Origin of the sequence: Microbacterium maritypicum MF109 (assembly GCF_000455825.1) — a bacterium.
In the GTDB taxonomy this organism is placed as follows: domain Bacteria; phylum Actinomycetota; class Actinomycetes; order Actinomycetales; family Microbacteriaceae; genus Microbacterium; species Microbacterium maritypicum_A.
This window is the reverse complement of sequence record NZ_ATAO01000101.1, coordinates 145464-160828: the sequence shown is the minus strand read 5'-3', so window position 1 is coordinate 160828 and position 15365 is coordinate 145464. Positions and strand designations below refer to the sequence as shown.

Annotated in this window: 11 protein-coding genes and 1 pseudogene; 10 read left to right on the top strand and 2 right to left on the bottom strand. The window is 69.1% G+C overall.

Annotation, left to right across the window (positions count from 1 at the left end):
* Positions 1-18: 18 nt before the first annotated feature.
* The 4 genes from L687_RS26880 (at position 19) to L687_RS26865 (ending at position 3069) form a co-directional block, all read left to right on the top strand.
* Positions 19-267: an AbrB/MazE/SpoVT family DNA-binding domain-containing protein gene (locus L687_RS26880; protein ID WP_021198899.1), complete on the top strand. Its 249-nt coding sequence runs from the start codon at positions 19-21 to the stop codon at positions 265-267.
* 184 nt (positions 268-451) lie between these two features.
* Positions 452-628 (top strand): PIN domain-containing protein, encoded by a 177-nt coding sequence (locus L687_RS42985; RefSeq protein ID WP_021198898.1) that lies wholly within the window; start codon positions 452-454, stop codon positions 626-628.
* A gap of 103 nt (positions 629-731) precedes the next feature.
* On the top strand, positions 732-1283 hold the full coding sequence (locus L687_RS26870) for an OsmC family protein (RefSeq protein ID WP_021198897.1): 552 nt from the start codon (positions 732-734) through the stop codon (positions 1281-1283).
* A gap of 97 nt (positions 1284-1380) precedes the next feature.
* A complete protein-coding gene (locus L687_RS26865) occupies positions 1381-3069 on the top strand; it encodes an ABC-F family ATP-binding cassette domain-containing protein (protein ID WP_031206849.1) in 1689 nt (562 codons plus the stop codon).
* Between the two features lie 13 nt (positions 3070-3082).
* Here L687_RS26865 and L687_RS41500 read toward each other — a convergent pair.
* Positions 3083-4122: pseudogene (locus L687_RS41500) on the bottom strand (FAD-dependent oxidoreductase).
* 119 nt (positions 4123-4241) lie between these two features.
* On the opposite strand from L687_RS41500, the gene L687_RS26855 reads away from it, so the two are divergent.
* The 3 genes from L687_RS26855 to L687_RS26845 all read left to right on the top strand — a co-directional run bounded on the left by L687_RS26855 (position 4242) and on the right by L687_RS26845 (position 11035).
* Positions 4242-5357: a GuaB3 family IMP dehydrogenase-related protein gene (locus L687_RS26855; protein WP_021198895.1), complete on the top strand. Its 1116-nt coding sequence runs from the start codon at positions 4242-4244 to the stop codon at positions 5355-5357.
* A 59-nt stretch (positions 5358-5416) separates the two neighbouring features.
* Positions 5417-6178, top strand: a complete 762-nt coding sequence (locus L687_RS26850) for an SURF1 family protein (RefSeq protein WP_021198894.1) — start codon at positions 5417-5419, stop codon at positions 6176-6178.
* Between the two features lie 267 nt (positions 6179-6445).
* Complete coding sequence (locus tag L687_RS26845; protein ID WP_235045216.1) at positions 6446-11035, top strand: ExeM/NucH family extracellular endonuclease; 4590 nt, start codon at positions 6446-6448, stop codon at positions 11033-11035.
* 72 nt (positions 11036-11107) lie between these two features.
* On the opposite strand, the gene L687_RS26840 is transcribed toward L687_RS26845, so the two are convergent.
* Positions 11108-11731: a hypothetical protein gene (locus L687_RS26840; protein WP_021198892.1), complete on the bottom strand. Its 624-nt coding sequence runs from the start codon at positions 11729-11731 to the stop codon at positions 11108-11110.
* 120 nt (positions 11732-11851) lie between these two features.
* Between L687_RS26840 and L687_RS26835 the strand changes: the two genes are divergently transcribed.
* Genes L687_RS26835 through L687_RS26825 form a run of 3 tightly spaced genes read left to right on the top strand, consistent with a single transcriptional unit; the run spans position 11852 to position 15344 of the window.
* Positions 11852-12364 carry a DUF3817 domain-containing protein gene (locus tag L687_RS26835; RefSeq protein WP_021198891.1) on the top strand — a complete coding sequence of 171 codons (513 nt, stop codon included), beginning with the start codon at positions 11852-11854 and terminating at the stop codon, positions 12362-12364.
* A complete protein-coding gene (guaA, locus tag L687_RS26830) occupies positions 12361-13947 on the top strand; it encodes a glutamine-hydrolyzing GMP synthase (RefSeq protein ID WP_021198890.1) in 1587 nt (528 codons plus the stop codon). The genes L687_RS26835 and guaA overlap by 4 nt, the downstream gene beginning before the upstream one ends.
* Before the next feature lie 8 nt (positions 13948-13955).
* Positions 13956-15344: a glycosyltransferase gene (locus L687_RS26825; RefSeq protein WP_021198889.1), complete on the top strand. Its 1389-nt coding sequence runs from the start codon at positions 13956-13958 to the stop codon at positions 15342-15344.
* The last annotated feature ends 21 nt before the right edge of the window (positions 15345-15365 follow it).

Here is a 15365-nt window from a genome sequence, read left to right as displayed (position 1 = left end):
GGGTGGTACTCTCGGGGCATGGGTACCACATTCGTTGCACCGATGGGCGACCGTGGGCGTCTGGTGGTCCCTGCCGAGCTCCGTGCCCGTCAGCACTGGGAGCAGGGGGTTCCCCTGCTCATGATCGAGACGGCGGGAGGCGTGATTCTCGTCACCCGGGAGCAAGCCAAGGCGCTGGTGAGGTCGCAGCTGGAAGGGAAGGACGCTCTCGAGTCCCTTCTTGCAGAGCGACGCCGATCAGCGAACTCCGAGGACGCGGCTGCGTGATGGTGGTCGATGCGTCAGCGCTCCTCGCGTTCCTGCAGGGAGAACCGGGCGCCGATCGGGTCGAGGAAGTCCTCGATGAGTCGGTGATCGGAGCGGCGAACTGGTCGGAGCTCGCGCAGAAGGTGCGCGCAGCCGGTGCCGATTGGGGGTCGCTTCCGGTTTGCTGCTCAGCTATCGAGTGCGGGTGGAACCCGTGTCTCAGCGCGACGCCGAAGCCGCCGCGGAGTCATGGGAGCGCGGGAGCGGGCTCTCACTGGGAGATCGGTTGTGTCTCGCACTCGCGCAACGTCTCGACATGCCCGTTCTCACGGCGGACCGCGCGTGGGGCGAGTCCGAGCGCATCGAGCAGCTGCGACGCTGACCCGAGCGGAGAACTTCTCGGCGTCGTGACGCTGCGTGTCCCGGTGTGAAGCCGGATGACGAATGGCCGGCAGCGCACGCGGGATGGCCGCTACCGTCGGGCCATGACTCTTCTCCAGGACCAGCTCGCCGGTGTCGCCGATGTCACACCGCCCGAGCGCGCGCAGCGCCTCACCGACGCCGGATCGGCGTGGAACGACCGGATCGCAGCGGACGACGCCAATGCCCGGCTGACGTATCGGGTCACTGGGCGCGGCATCGGCTCCGTGGCGACCGAGATCCGCGCAGGCAAGCACCGCTTCATCGTCGACGAGCCGGGCGCGCTCGCGGGTGACGACGTGGCGGCCAGCCCGGTCGAGTATGCGCTGGGTGCGCTCGTCTCGTGTCAGGTGGTCGTGTACCGGCTCTACGCCCAGGCTCTCGGGCTCACGATCGACGGGATCGAGATCACTGCGGAGGGTGACCTCGACGTGCGCAAGCTGTTCGGCCTCGACGAGTCGGGGCGTGCAGGATTCCACGACGTGCGGGTGGCGGTCGACATCACCGGCCCGAACACCCCGGAGGAGTACGAGAACCTGCGTACCGTCGTCGACGCGCACTGCCCCGTGCTCGATCTCTTCGCCGCGCCCGTGCCGACGTCGAGCGTTCTGGTCTGACCGTTCGGAGCATCTCCGGCCGCGGTGTGGAGCATGCCCGCTCCTGCTGATAGCCTGGTCGGCTCGGCATGCGCGGGCGGAAGGACGGCCACGCACCGTGGGCTCTATCGATGTATCCAGCGTCTCCTTGACGCTCCCCGACGGCAGACCTCTTCTCGACGAGGCGAGTTTTCGCGTCGGCGCCGGCTCGACGAGCGCGCTGATCGGCCCGAACGGCGCGGGCAAGACCACCCTGCTCCGCATCATCCGCGGCGATCAGACGGCCGATGACGGCGTGGTGACGATCGACGGCGGACTCGGCGTGATGGACCAGTTCGTCGGTCACGGCGAGGCGGGCGAGACCGTCCAGCAGCTCCTGGTGCGGGTCGCTCCTGCACGCATCCGCACGGCGGCCGAAGGGCTCGAGGCGGCGGAGAACGCGCTGATCGAACGCGATGAGCACGACACGCAGATGGCCTACGCGTCGGCGATCGCCGAGTATGCGGATGCCGGAGGCTACGAGCACGAGACCGTCTGGGACCAGTGCACGATCGCTGCCCTCGGGGTGCCGTACGAGCGGGCGCGGTATCGCGAGCTCACCACGCTCTCCGGGGGTGAGCAGAAGCGGCTCGCGCTCGAGGCGCTGCTGCGGGGGCCCGACGAGGTGCTGCTGCTCGACGAGCCGGACAACTACCTCGACGTGCCCACCAAGCGCTGGCTCGAGGAACAACTGCGTCAGACGCCCAAGACCGTGCTGCTGGTGTCGCACGACCGCGAGCTGCTCGCTCGTGCGGCCGATCGGCTCATCACCCTCGAACCCGGGGGAGCCGGCGCGACGGCCTGGGTGCACGGTGGCGGCTTCGGCACCTACCAGCAGGCGAGGACCGACCGGATGGACCGGCTCGACGAGCTGCGCCGGCGCTGGGACGAGCAGCACGAGAAGCTGCGCACCCTGGTGGCGAACCTCAAGGTGAAAGCCTCGGCGAACGACGGTTTCGCGTCGCGGTATCAGGCGGCGCAGACCCGTCTGCGCAAGTTCGAGGAAGCCGGCCCGCCCGAGGAGCGGCCGCCCGCGCAGGAGTTCGACATGCGACTGCGCGGCGCGCGCACGGGCAAGCGGGCGGTGGTCGCGCAGCGGCTGGAGCTGACCGGGCTCATGCGTCCATTCGATGCCGAGGTCTGGTACGGCGACCGGGTCGCCGTGCTGGGCTCGAACGGATCGGGGAAGTCGCACTTCCTGCGGCTGTTGGCGCGCGGCGGCAGCGATCCCGATGCGACGCTCGGCCATGTCACCTCGACCGGCGAGCAGCTGAGCGCGGTGGAGCACACCGGCACAGCCGCACTCGGTGCGCGCGTGGTACCCGGCCTGTTCGCGCAGACGCACGCGCATCCGGAGTTCGTCGGACGCACGCTGCTCGAGATCCTGCACCGCGGCGACGATCGACGCGCCGGGATGCCGCGTGATGCCGCGAGCTCGGCGCTCGACCGGTACGGCCTCGTGCGGCAGGCTCAGCAGACGTTCGATTCGCTCTCGGGTGGACAGCAGGCGCGGTTCCAGGTGCTGCTGCTGGAGCTCTCCGGGGCGACGCTGCTGCTGTTGGACGAGCCGACAGACAACCTCGACCTGGAGTCGGCCGAGGCGCTCGAACAGGCGCTCGCACGATTCGAGGGCACCGTGCTCGCCGTCACCCACGACCGCTGGTTCGCGCGGTCGTTCGACCGGTTCCTGGTGTTCGGATCGGACGGGGACGTGTACGAATCCGACGAGCCCGTGTGGGACGAGAAGCGGGTGGCGCGCACACGCTGACTTTCGGCGCGGATCAGGGCAGCCGGAAGGGCGCAGCGGCGCGCGCGGTGGGATCTATCGTGAGGTCGGCGAGGATCCCGCCGACGCCCGGGGCGAACTTGAAGCCATGACCGGAGAATCCGGCGCCCACCACGATCCGGCCCCGGCGATCCAGCACGAACGTCCCGTCGTCGGTCGAGGTGTACGTGCAGCTGATCGGCACGGCGGACGCGGCGTCGAGCCCCGGCATCCACTCGCGCACGTAGTCCGCCAGCGCGCGTTGATGCGTGGGCAGGTGGGTCGGGCGTCCGGGTCGACCGCATCTCCCACGCGGTGGAAACCCACCTTCACGCCTTCGCCGGGCGTCGGCATGCCGTAGACGGTGGCAGGGTATGCCGCGGGATCGACGTAGTGATTGAACGAGGGCCAGGTCGCGTCGGTCAGCGGCCGGAAATGCGCCGGCGTCTCTTCGGTGACGGCGAGTCGCGGCAGGCCGAAGCGGGCGAGGAGCTTCTGCGTCCACGCGCTGGCGGTCACGATGACGATCTCCGCACGCAGCCGGCTGCCGTCGGCGAGATCGACCGCGGCGCCGTCCCGGTGCTCGTCGATGTGCGCGACCGGCATGTTCCAGCGCACCTCTGCGCCCCCGGCGACGATCCGCCGTTCCAGCTCGCGGAGTGTTTCCGTCGCGCGCACGATTCCGGCGTCGGAGGACCACAGCACGTCGCCGTCGAAGCGCATCCCCGGCCACCGGGCGCTCGTCTCGGCGGGGGAGAGTACCGCGCTCGGGATGCCGCGGGCGTCGAGCCCCGCGTGCACCGCGGCGAGGTCGGGGTGGCCATGGGTGACGAGTCCGTGCAGGCGCAGGAGCGGCTCGCCGTCGACGTCGCCCAGTGCATCCCACCCGGCGCGGGCGCGCACGAGCAGATCGAGGTAGTGATCCTCGTCGTACGCGTTGTTGAAGTTGCGGGTCGCCCCGTGCGAAGCGCCCTCATGATGGCCGCGTGCGAAGCGGTCGACCACGACGGGACGACGTCCTCGTCGCACCAGCTCCCACGCCGTCGCCAGCCCCATCACGCCGCCGCCCACCACAACGACGTCCACGGTCTCGGTCCTCATGTCGTCCTCCCGATCTCGGAGCCAGTCTTCCAGCACGGGCCCGTCCGGCCGCCGGGTAGGCTGGTGGGGTGACCATGGAGATCGAGCTCGGCCGAGGAAAGCGTGCACGCCGCGCGTACACGTTCGATGACATCGCGGTGGTGCCCTCGCGGCGCACGCGCAACCCGGAGGACGTGTCCACCGCCTGGACGATCGACGCCTTCGGCTTCGAGATCCCGGTGCTCGGCGCGCCGATGGACTCGGTCGTGAGCCCGCAGACCGCGATCATGCTCGGTCAGCTCGGCGGACTCGGGGTCCTCGACCTCGAGGGCCTGTGGACGCGTTACGAGAACCCCGAGCCGCTGCTCGCGGAGATCGCGGGTCTCGACGATGCCGGGGCCACGGTGCGGATGCAGGAGCTGTACTCCGAGCCGATCAAGCCCGAGCTCATCACCCGTCGCCTCGCCGAGGTCCGCGAAGCGGGCGTCACGGTCGCAGGGTCCCTCACCCCGCAGCGCACTCAGGAGTACTACGACACCGTCGCCGCCGCCGGCGTCGACCTCTTCGTGATCCGCGGCACCACGGTGTCGGCCGAGCACGTGTCGAGTGTCGCAGAGCCCCTCAACCTCAAGAAGTTCATCTACGACCTCGACGTGCCCGTCATCGTCGGCGGTGCCGCGACCTACACCGCGGCCCTCCACCTGATGCGCACGGGCGCCGCCGGTGTGCTCGTCGGCTTCGGCGGGGGAGCGGCGTCGACCACGCGCGCCACCCTCGGCATCCACGCGCCGATGGCGACGGCCGTCTCCGACGTCGCCGCCGCTCGCCGTGACTACCTCGACGAGTCCGGCGGACGCTACGTGCACGTGATCGCCGACGGCGGCGTGGGCACGTCCGGCGACATCGTCAAGGCTCTCGCGATGGGCGCCGACGCGGTCATGCTCGGCGTCGCGCTCGCCCGTGCCACCGACGCACCCGGCCACGGTTTCCACTGGGGGCCCGAGGCGCATCACCCCAAGCTGCCGCGCGGCCACCGTGTCGAGGTCGGCGGCATCGGCACGCTCGAAGAGATCCTCTACGGCCCGGCGCCCGTGGCAGACGGCACCGCGAACCTCATCGGTGCGCTGCGCAAGTCGATGGCGACCACCGGATACTCCGACCTCAAGGAGTTCCAGCGGGTCGAGGTCGTGCTCGCACCGTACGAGGCCTGAGGGTCCTGCGCTCCACCGTGACCACTCCTGCTCTGTTTCCCCCGACTCTCCGCGAGGTCATGCTGCGGGGACGCTGGATCGGGATGCTCCTGCTCTGCCTCCTCGTCGCCGGGATCTTCGCCTGGCTCGGACAGTGGCAGCTGGAGCGCGCGATCGAGACCGATCCGCCCGCTCCCGGTGCCACCGAGCAGGTCCAGCAGCTCACCGACGTCCTCGAGCCGGGCGCCTATCTGCCCGAGCCGCTCGTGGGTCAGCGGGTCGAGACCACCGGCACCTGGGTTCCCGGGGACTTCATCGTGGTGTCGAGCCGCTTCAACGACGATGTCGAGGGCTACTGGGTCACCGGTCAGCTGCGGGTCGCCGAGCGCACCTCCATCGCCGTCGCGATCGGCTGGGCTCCCGATCAGCAGACGGCTGACGCGGCCGTGGAAGAACTGGAAGCCGGCGCCGACGGCTCCGAGGTCGACGTCACCGGACGCATCATCTCGGACGAGGGTCCCCGTGTGCCGCCGCACTCCGATCCGCAGCGGCTGGATCGCATGTCGCCGGCCGCGCTCCTCAGCCGTTGGCACGATGTCGAGGAGCTCGACGTCTACCGTCCCTACCTCGCCTCGACCACGGCGACGGCAGGATTGGTCGACATCTCCTCGCCGGCACCCGATGAGATGTCTCCCGTCAACTGGGTCAACGTCTTCTACGCGGTCGAGTGGGCCATCTTCGCCGGCTTCGCGTTCTATCTCTGGTATCGCCTCGCGAAGGATGCCTGGGAGCGCGAGGTCGAGGAGTTCGAGGACGAGGCGCAGGGCGGCACCACCGCCTGATCTCACGCGCATCCGCGCGCGTTCATGTGCGCAATTGTGCGCCATCGTGTGTGGGTAGTGACCTTCGTCAGGGGTCGTTCCGGCCATCCGGTGATCGCTCGATGACGAATCGGAAAACTCCGTTGAGGATGTCCGGACCGCTCCGTATGCTCGCAACCATGTGAGCACGCTGGGAGTTTCCCCTGTGTGCCGTGACAGTCCTGAGAAGTGTCGAACCCGACCGAGGAGACCGCACCGATGATGTCCGCTCCAGACGAGGGGAACCGCATGGCTCCCGTCTCGCACCGTAGAAGTCGAGGGCGCATCGGCGCTCTCGCCGTGACCTGTGTCGCCGCGCTGAGCCTCGGCTCGCTGGCCGCCGTTCCCGCCACCGCCGACACCTCGGGCACAGGGGTGGTGATCAACGAGGCGTATCTCTCCGGCGGCAGCGCGGGAGCGGCGTTCAAGAACAAGTTCGTCGAGCTGTACAACCCCACCTCGGCTCCGATCACCCTCGACGGCATGTCGCTGCAGTACCGCTCGGCGAACGGGACGGCCGCGTTCAACGGCGTGGCTCCGCTCACCGGCGTCATCCCCGCCGGCGGCTACTACCTGGTGCAGGGCAACAGCAACGGCGCGAACGGTGCCGAGCTGCCCGCACCGGATGCCGTCAGCACCCTGACCCCGAGCGGGACCAACGGTACACTCGCGCTCGTCGAGGGCACCGCGGCTGTGAGCCTCACGCCGGGCTCGGCCGTCGGCGTCGACGGCGTCGTCGACCTGCTGGGCTACGGCACCTCGAACACCTTCGAGGGCACGGCGGCCACCGCGCCCTCCGGCAACACCGACGTCAAGTCGCTCAACCGCACAGGCGGCGTCGACACCGACGTCAACAGCGCCGACTTCACGCTCTCGCCCACGATCACCCCGCAGAACTCCGGCGACACCGACCCTGGCACCGGTCCGGGCACGGATCCGACCACGGCCACCATCGCCGAGGTCCAGGGCACGACCGACGTCTCGCCGCTGAACGGGCAGACCGTGCAGGTCGAGGGCGTGGTCACTGCCGACTACCGCACCGGCGGCTACAAGGGCATCGTCATCCAGACCCAGGGCTCCGGCGGCGCGACCGACGCGACGCCCGGTGCCTCGGATGGCGTCTTCGTCTTCCTGAACGCGCTGAACCCGACCCTCGCGATCGGCGACCTCGTCTCGGTGACGGGCTCTGTGAGCGAGTACTTCGGACAGACGCAGATCAACCCGGCCGCGGCCGCCGACGTCTCCGTCGTCACGGCAGGCGTCGGTGTTCCCGCCGTCACACCGCTGCCCGCCGCGGTGCAGGGAGCCGACCGCGAGCAGTTCGAGAACATGTACGTGGCTCCGGAGGGGACCTACCGTCTCGCCTCCAGCCACCAGCTCTTCAACTTCGGCACGCTCTGGCTGAATGCCGGTGACGCACTCGCCGTGAAGAGCACCGAAACCACGCGTCCCGGTGCCGAGGCTGCCGCGATCGCCGCGGCGAACCGGGCGAACCGCATCCTGCTGGACGACGGCTGGTCGATCCAGGTGTCCAACAGCGGCCACCCCGGCGAGCAGCCCTACTTCACGAAGGACACGGTGGTCCGCAACGGCGACACCGTCGACTTCGGCGACAACGGCTACGTGCTGCAGTGGGGCTTCAACGATTGGCGCCTGCAGCCGGTCGTGCCGATCGACGACTCCTCGTCGGCCGACCTCAAGGTCGGCTTCGAGGCGACGAACCCGCGCACCGACAGCGCGCCGTCCGTGGGCGGCGACGTCCAGGTCGCGTCCTTCAACGTCTACAACTACTTCACGACGTTGAAGAGCGAGAACTCCAACGCCCGAGGTGCGGCGAACGCGGCGCAGTTCGCGATCCAGAAGTCCAAGATCGTCGCGGCGATCAACGGGCTCGACGCCGAGATCGTCTCGCTCATGGAGATCGAGAACTCGGTCAAGCTGGGCAAGCCCATCGACACCGCCCTCAAGGACCTCGTCGCCGGCCTCAACGCCGACGCCGGCAGCGACGTGTGGGGCTACGTGCCCACTCCCGCCGCCTTGAACAACGCGGCGACGACCGACTTCATCACCAACGCGATCATCTACAAGAAGGATGCGGTCAAGCGGGTCGGAGACAGCGTCACCGTCACCGACGAGACCGTGTGGGGCAACGCCCGCGAGCCGATCGCGCAGGCGTTCGACATCGACGGCCGCGTCGTCACCGTCGTCGCGAACCACCTGAAGTCGAAGTCGCCGCCCGAGGGAGCAGGAGCGGAGCCGGCCGACGGACAGGGCTTCTTCAACGCCGACCGCGTGAAGCAGGCGAACGCCATCCTCGCCTTCACCGACCAGCTCGAGCAGACGACCGGCAGCGGCGACATGCTGCTGATCGGCGACTTCAACGCCTACGGCAAGGAAGATCCGATCGACGTGTTCACCTCGAACGGGTGGAGCGACCTGGTCGCCGACAAGGCCTCCGGCCAGTACACGTACTCGTTCGACGGCGAGCTCGGCTCGCTCGACCACGTGATCGCGTCGCCGTCGCTCGCCTCGTCGATCACCGGTGCGGGCGTGTGGGGCATCAACTCCCCGGAATGGAGCGACCGCGGCTACGCGTTCGGCGCCACCGAGCAGGGAACGCCCTACCGCTCCAGCGACCACGACCCCATCATCGTCGGCGTCTCCTCGGAGATCCCGCCGGTGAGCATCGACGTCGTCACGGTCAACGACTTCCACGGTCGGATCGAGGCCGACGGCGCTGCGGCGGGTGCGGCGGTCCTGGCCGGTGCGGTCAAGCAGTTCCGTGAGGCGAACCCGAACACGATCTTCGCCGGTGCCGGCGACCTGATCGGCGCGTCGACGTTCACCTCGTTCATCAACGACGACAACCCCACGATCGACGCGCTCAACGCGGCCGGCCTCGACGTCAGTGCGGCGGGCAACCACGAGTTCGATCAGGGCTGGGAAGACCTGCGTGATCGCGTGCAGGAGCGCGCGGACTGGGAGTACATCTCCTCGAACGTGTTCGTCACCGAGACCGGCGAGCCCGCGCTCGCACCGGCCTGGGTGAAGGAGCTCGACGGCGTGCGGGTCGGCTTCGTCGGTGCGGTCACCGAAGACCTCGATTCGCTCGTCTCGCCCGAGGGCATCAAGGACCTCGAGGTCCGCAGCATCGTCGATTCCGTGAACGCGGTGGCCGACGACCTGCGCGACGGCGATGAGTCCAACGGCGAGGCGGATGTCGTCATCCTGCTCGTGCACGAAGGCGCGTCCAGCGTCGAGCTCTCCAGCATCACGCCGGACTCGCCCCTCGGCGAGATCGTCTACGGGGTCGATGACGACGTGGACGCCATCGTGTCGGCGCACACCCACCTCGCCTACAACCACGTGATCGACGGCCGCCCGGTCGTCTCCGCGGGGCAGTATGGCGAGAACCTGGGCCTGATGAACATCAAGGTCGACCCGAAGACGAAGGACCTGATCTCGATCACCAACGAGATCAAGCCCCTCACCGCTGGGGGCAAGCCGCTCTACCCGGCCGTCCCCGAGGTCGCGGACATCGTGGCCAAGGCGAAGGCCGAGGCCGATGTGCTGGGTGCGATCAAGGTCGGCGACATCACGGCCGACTTCAACCGCGCGCGTCAGACGAACGGATCCGAGAACCGCGGTGGCGAGTCCACCATCGGAAACTTCGTCGCCGATGTGCAGAAGTGGTCCACGGGCGCTGATGTGGCGATCATGAACCCGGGCGGCATCCGGGCGAACCTCACGTACGCGTCGGCCGGCGCGTCCGACCCCGACGGCAACGTCACCTACCGTGAAGCGGCGACGGTCCAGCCGTTCGCCAACACGCTCGTGACGCTGACGCTCACGGGGGCGCAGCTGAAGGGCGTGCTCGAGGAGCAGTGGCAGCCGGCAGGTTCGGCTCGTCCGTTCCTGAAGCTCGGAGTCTCGAAGGGATTGGTCTACACCTACGATCCCGCCGCAGCGCAGGGTTCGCGGATCACCTCGATCACCCTCGACGGTGCCCCGCTCGATCCGGCGAAGAACTACACGGTCGCCGCCAACTCGTTCCTCGCGGCCGGTGGAGACAACTTCTTCACCTTCAAGGAGGGCACGGGCAAGCGCGACACCGGCAAGGTCGACCTGCAGTCCATGGTCGACTGGTTCGACGCGAACAAGACCGCGAGCCCCGACTACGCCCAGCGCGCGGTCGGCGTGGCGGTCAGCCCCGCGGATGCCGACGGCTACAGCGCCGGAGACCAGGTGACCGTGTCGCTCTCCTCGCTGGCCTTCAGCGCGGGCGAGCCGGCTCCGGGTGAGGTGTCGCTGTCGCTCGGCGACACGCAGCTCGCGGCCGGTGCGGTCGACCCGGCGGTCGTCGACACCACCGACGAGGGCGGGCGCGCCAGCCTGACCTTCACGGTTCCGTCCGGTGTCTTCGGCGAGCAGGTGCTCACCGTGAACGTCGCCGGTACCGGAACCACGGTGCAGGTGCCGTTCACGATCGAGGGAGAAGCCGAGTTCGCCGGCACGATCGCCCTCGGCTCGTCCAAGGTGACCGCGGGCAAGAGCCTCAAGGTCACCGGTGAGGGCTACGTGCCCGGCGAGACCGTGTCGATCGAGCTGCGCCCGAAGAAGGGCAAGCCGGTGCAGGTCGGCACCGTCCAGGTCGGCGCCGACGGTACGTTCAGCACCTCGGTCACCGTGCCGAAGAGCGCCCCGTCGGGCAAGTACACCGTGGCGGCGTCGCAGGCCGATGGAGACGCGGCGACCGCCACGGTCACCGTCAACCGTGCCGGCGGCATCATCGGTGCGATCCTCGACTGGCTCTGGGAGTTGCTGACCCGGTGGTTCTGATCGGGTAGGGGATGACACAGGCGAAGGCCGTCGGGACTCTCCCGGCGGCCTTCGTCGTCTGTCGTGCGGGTTTCAGGCGTCGACTGCGACGGGAGCCCACACGAATCCGTCGGGGTCGACCGCAGCGCCGAGCACGCCGTTGACCGTGATCCGATGCGAGCCGGATCCTTCGGCGGGCACGCCCGCGTCCTTCGCGAGGGATGCGTGCCGGTACAGGCCGAGGCCGATCGGGCCGGCTCCGGTGTCGAACTGCACATAGCTGCGGCCGAAGCTCTTGCCGACCGGGATGCCGCGCTCCGTGTAGAAGGTCTTCGATGCGACGACGTCGTCCGCTCCGAGCAGGAGGATGATCTCGTCGACCGTCCGGCTCGGGGGAGCGGTGTCCTTCTTCGCCGAGGTCGCGACCTTCCATATAGCGCCGTCCGGGGCCTGGATCGTGCCGCCGACGCCCCACAGCGACCTCGACACGGGCTTGATCACCGTGGCGCCGGCGGTGACCGCGGCATCCACGAGTGCACGCACATTCGCAGGCTGGGAGACGACGAGCGACAGGGTGTAGCCGCGGAAGCCGGTGGTGTCGGCATCCGCGGTGCGGAATCGCAGGCGATCGCCGAGGTCGAACGCGTGCGCGTAGAACGAGCGGGCGGCGTCCACGTCGGGGACGTCGAGGGTGAGGGAATCGATCGTGGTGTTCATGTCGACGACGCTACGAGCGCGTCTTCCCGCGTGCTTCTCGATTCCTGACCGATGCGCAGCGCTCTCTCCGCACGATGGTGCCCGGATTCGACACGATTTCCCGGCGGCTAGACTGGACGCATGCCCGAACCGAAAGTCGCCAGCTTTCCGGCGATCCGCGGTGCGCTGAAGTTCTACCAGATCGCGTCGATCATCACAGGAGTCATGCTGCTCCTGCTGCTGACCGAGATGGTGCTCAAGTACACGCCGATCCACCTCGAGCTCTTCATGGGAGGCTCCGGAGGACCGCTCTGGTTCGCCGGCGTGCTCGCCGGGCCCGACTGCCAGTGGTGGTCGCTGTTCGCCCCGATGACCAACTCCTGCGAGATGACCTCGCTGGGCGACGGATTCAACCTGTCGCTGTTCATCCTCGTGGCGCACGGTTGGTTCTACGTCGTCTACCTCTTCGCGTGCTTCCGCATGTGGAGCCTGATGCGCTGGCGGTTCCCGCGCTTCATCCTGCTCGCGCTCGGCGGCGTCGTGCCGCTGCTGTCGTTCTTCATGGAGGCCGTCGTCGCCCGTGAAGTCAAGACCTATCTCGCCACCAGAGAGGCCGCCGAGGCCTCCGCCCCCGCCCCGGAAGGTGTCCGTTGACCGAACAGTCCGAGACCCAGCAGCGTCCTGCGCTCGTCGTCGACTTCGGCGCGCAGTACGCGCAGCTGATCGCCCGCCGCGTCCGCGAGGCGGGTGTGTACAGCGAGATCGTGCCGCACACCGCCACGGCTGAGGAGATCGCCGCCAAGAACCCGGTCGCGATCATCCTCTCCGGAGGCCCCTCGTCGGTGTACGAGGAGGGAGCGCCGAAGCTGGACCCGGCGGTCTTCGACCTCGGGGTGCCGACCCTCGGCATCTGCTACGGCTTCCAGTACATGGCCCAGACGCTGGGCGGCGAGGTCGCGAACACCGGTCTGCGCGAGTACGGCGCCACGGATGCCGTGATCACCGGCGACGGCGGGACGCTGCTCGGCGGTCAGCCGGCCGAGCAGAACGTCTGGATGAGCCACGGCGACCAGGTCGCCAAGGCCCCCGAGGGCTTCGACGTGCTCGCGACGACGGATGCGACCAAGGTCGCGGCGTTCGCGAACGAGGAGCGCGGCTTCTACGGCGTGCAGTGGCACCCCGAGGTCAAGCACTCGGACCACGGTCAGCGCGTGCTCGAGAACTTCCTGCACAAGGGCGCGGGCCTCGCGTCCGACTGGAACAGCGGCAACGTGATCGCCGAGCAGATCGAGCGCATCCGCGAGCAGGTGGGCGACGCTCGGGTCATCTCCGCGCTCTCCGGCGGTGTCGACTCCGCCGTCTCCACGGCACTGGTGCACAAGGCCATCGGCGACCAGCTCACCGCGGTCTTCGTCGATCACGGCCTCCTCCGCAAGGGCGAGCGCGAGCAGGTCGAGAAGGATTACGTCGAGTCCACCGGCGTGCGTCTGATCACGGTCGACGCGGCAGAGACCTTCCTCGGCCACCTCCAGGGGGTGACCGACCCGGAAGAGAAGCGCAAGATCATCGGACGCGAGTTCATCCGTGCGTTCGAGAAGGTGCAGCTCGACCTGGTCGCCGAGGCCAAGGCTTCGGGCGGCGCTCCCGTGAAGTTCCTCGTGCAGGGCACGCTCTACCCCGACGTCGTCGAGTCCGGCGGTGGTGCGGGCACGGCGAACATCAAGTCGCACCACAACGTGGGCGGCCTTCCCGACGACCTCGACTTCGAGCTGATCGAGCCGCTGCGCGCCCTGTTCAAGGACGAGGTCCGCGCGATCGGTCGCGAGCTCGGCATCCCCGAGGCGATCGTCGGACGCCAGCCGTTTCCGGGGCCCGGCCTCGGTATCCGGATCATCGGTGAGGTCACCGCTGACCGTCTCGAGATTCTGCGTGAGGCCGACGCCATCGCCCGCGAGGAGCTGACCAAGGCCGGCCTCGACCAGGAGATCTGGCAGTGCCCCGTCGTGCTGCTCGCCGACGTGCGCTCGGTGGGTGTGCAGGGCGACGGCCGCACCTACGGCCACCCGATCGTGCTGCGCCCGGTGTCGAGCGAAGACGCCATGACCGCCGACTGGACGCGTCTGCCGTATGACGTGCTGTCGAAGATCTCGAACCGCATCACGAACGGCGTGCGCGACGTCAACCGCGTCGTGCTCGATGTCACGTCGAAGCCGCCGGGAACGATCGAGTGGGAGTAGGGAGCGCCATGCTCCCCGGTGCGGCGCCGGTGCTTCCCGACGCCGAGTACGTGGTGCTGTCCAGTCGGTTGATCCCGGGCATGGACGGCGGCTACACGATCGCGACGCTCACACGTGCCCGGCAGCTCGCCGAGGCCGGGGTCGCGGAGGGGGCGGGTCCGCAGCTGCTCACGTTCGACCCGGGAACGGCTGCCGATCATGCCGCGCAACGTCGGACGTTCGCGGAGCAGGGGGCGCTCGTCGACCCCTCACGCATGCGCAACCTGTTCGACGAGGCCACGGATTCCGGTGGGGGAGCGGCCGATTGGCTGCGCGCTGCCGCCGACCCCGCGGTGACCGCCGACCCCGACGTCGAGTACCGCGTGCTGACGGATGTCGACGGCCGGCCGTTCGCCGCGCTACCGATCATCCCCGGCAATCCGGACTGGCATCTGACCGAGGAACCCGTTCTCGTCCACGACGCCGCAGGCGAGGTGGTCGGGGCGCTGCACGGGTTCCGCGGGCTCTACCGGGCCTGGCTCGAGCACGTCGCGGACGCGTTCGGTGATCGTCTCATCGTCGTGATCTGCGAATCCCGGCAGCTCGGCGAGCTCATCGCCGACTGGTCCGATCCGCGTGTGCGCATCGTCCACCCGATCCACACCATGCACGTGGAGGCGCCGTACACCCCGGATGCTCCGATGAACACGCTCTGGACGCGCTGGTTCCGGCTGACCGACCGTTTCGACGCCGTCATCTGGCCGACCACCACCCAGCGCGACGATGTCGTGGCGCGTTTCGGCTCCGCGGCTTCTCATGTCGTGGTGCCGAACCCGATCGCCCCGGTGGAGCATCGGGACGACCTCCGCGAAGACGGGCTCGTCGTCGTGCTCGGTCGTCTCGCGCCAGGCAAGCGCATCGATCAGGCGATCCGGGCGTTCCTCGCCGCGGACGTCGCCGGAACCCGGATGGAGATCTGGGGCGGCGGGCCCGAAGAGGATCGGCTGCGCGCGCTGATCGAGGAGCTCGGCGCGGGGGACCGCGTGCTGCTCGCGGGTTACACCGATTCGCCCGGCACCGTGCTCGATCGGGCGTCGATGATCGTCACGGCCACCGCCTTCGAGGGCCAGCCGTTGTCGATCGTCGAGGCACTCCTGCATGGGACCCCTGTCGTGTCATACGACGCCCGCTACGGCATCCGTGACGTGCTGGAACAGGGCGGTGGCGTCCTGGTCCCGAGCGGCGACGTCGAGGCGCTGGGCGAGGCGATCCGCGCGCTGCTGACCGACCCCGATCGGCTCGCGGCGCTGAGCGCCGAGGCCCCGTCGGTTGCTGCGGCCTGGAGCCCGCAGCGTTCGCTCGACGCCCTGACCGCGGCGATCGCCGACGTCGCCGCGCGCCCGTCCCGTCGCGTCTGACCGGGTCGCCTGACCGCGTCG

Excerpts from the sequence above, each read along its gene's own strand:
- L687_RS26880 (WP_021198899.1), top strand. The coding sequence starts at position 19 with ATGGGTACCACATTCGTTGCACCGATGGGCGACCGTGGGCGTCTGGTG.
- L687_RS26870 (WP_021198897.1), top strand. The coding sequence starts at position 732 with ATGACTCTTCTCCAGGACCAGCTCGCCGGTGTCGCCGATGTCACACCG.
- L687_RS26855 (WP_021198895.1), top strand. The coding sequence starts at position 4,242 with ATGGAGATCGAGCTCGGCCGAGGAAAGCGTGCACGCCGCGCGTACACG.
- L687_RS26850 (WP_021198894.1), top strand. The coding sequence starts at position 5,417 with ATGCTGCGGGGACGCTGGATCGGGATGCTCCTGCTCTGCCTCCTCGTC.
- L687_RS26845 (WP_235045216.1), top strand. The coding sequence starts at position 6,446 with ATGGCTCCCGTCTCGCACCGTAGAAGTCGAGGGCGCATCGGCGCTCTC.
- L687_RS26840 (WP_021198892.1), bottom strand. The coding sequence starts at position 11,731 with ATGAACACCACGATCGATTCCCTCACCCTCGACGTCCCCGACGTGGAC.
- L687_RS26835 (WP_021198891.1), top strand. The coding sequence starts at position 11,852 with ATGCCCGAACCGAAAGTCGCCAGCTTTCCGGCGATCCGCGGTGCGCTG.
- L687_RS26825 (WP_021198889.1), top strand. The coding sequence starts at position 13,956 with ATGCTCCCCGGTGCGGCGCCGGTGCTTCCCGACGCCGAGTACGTGGTG.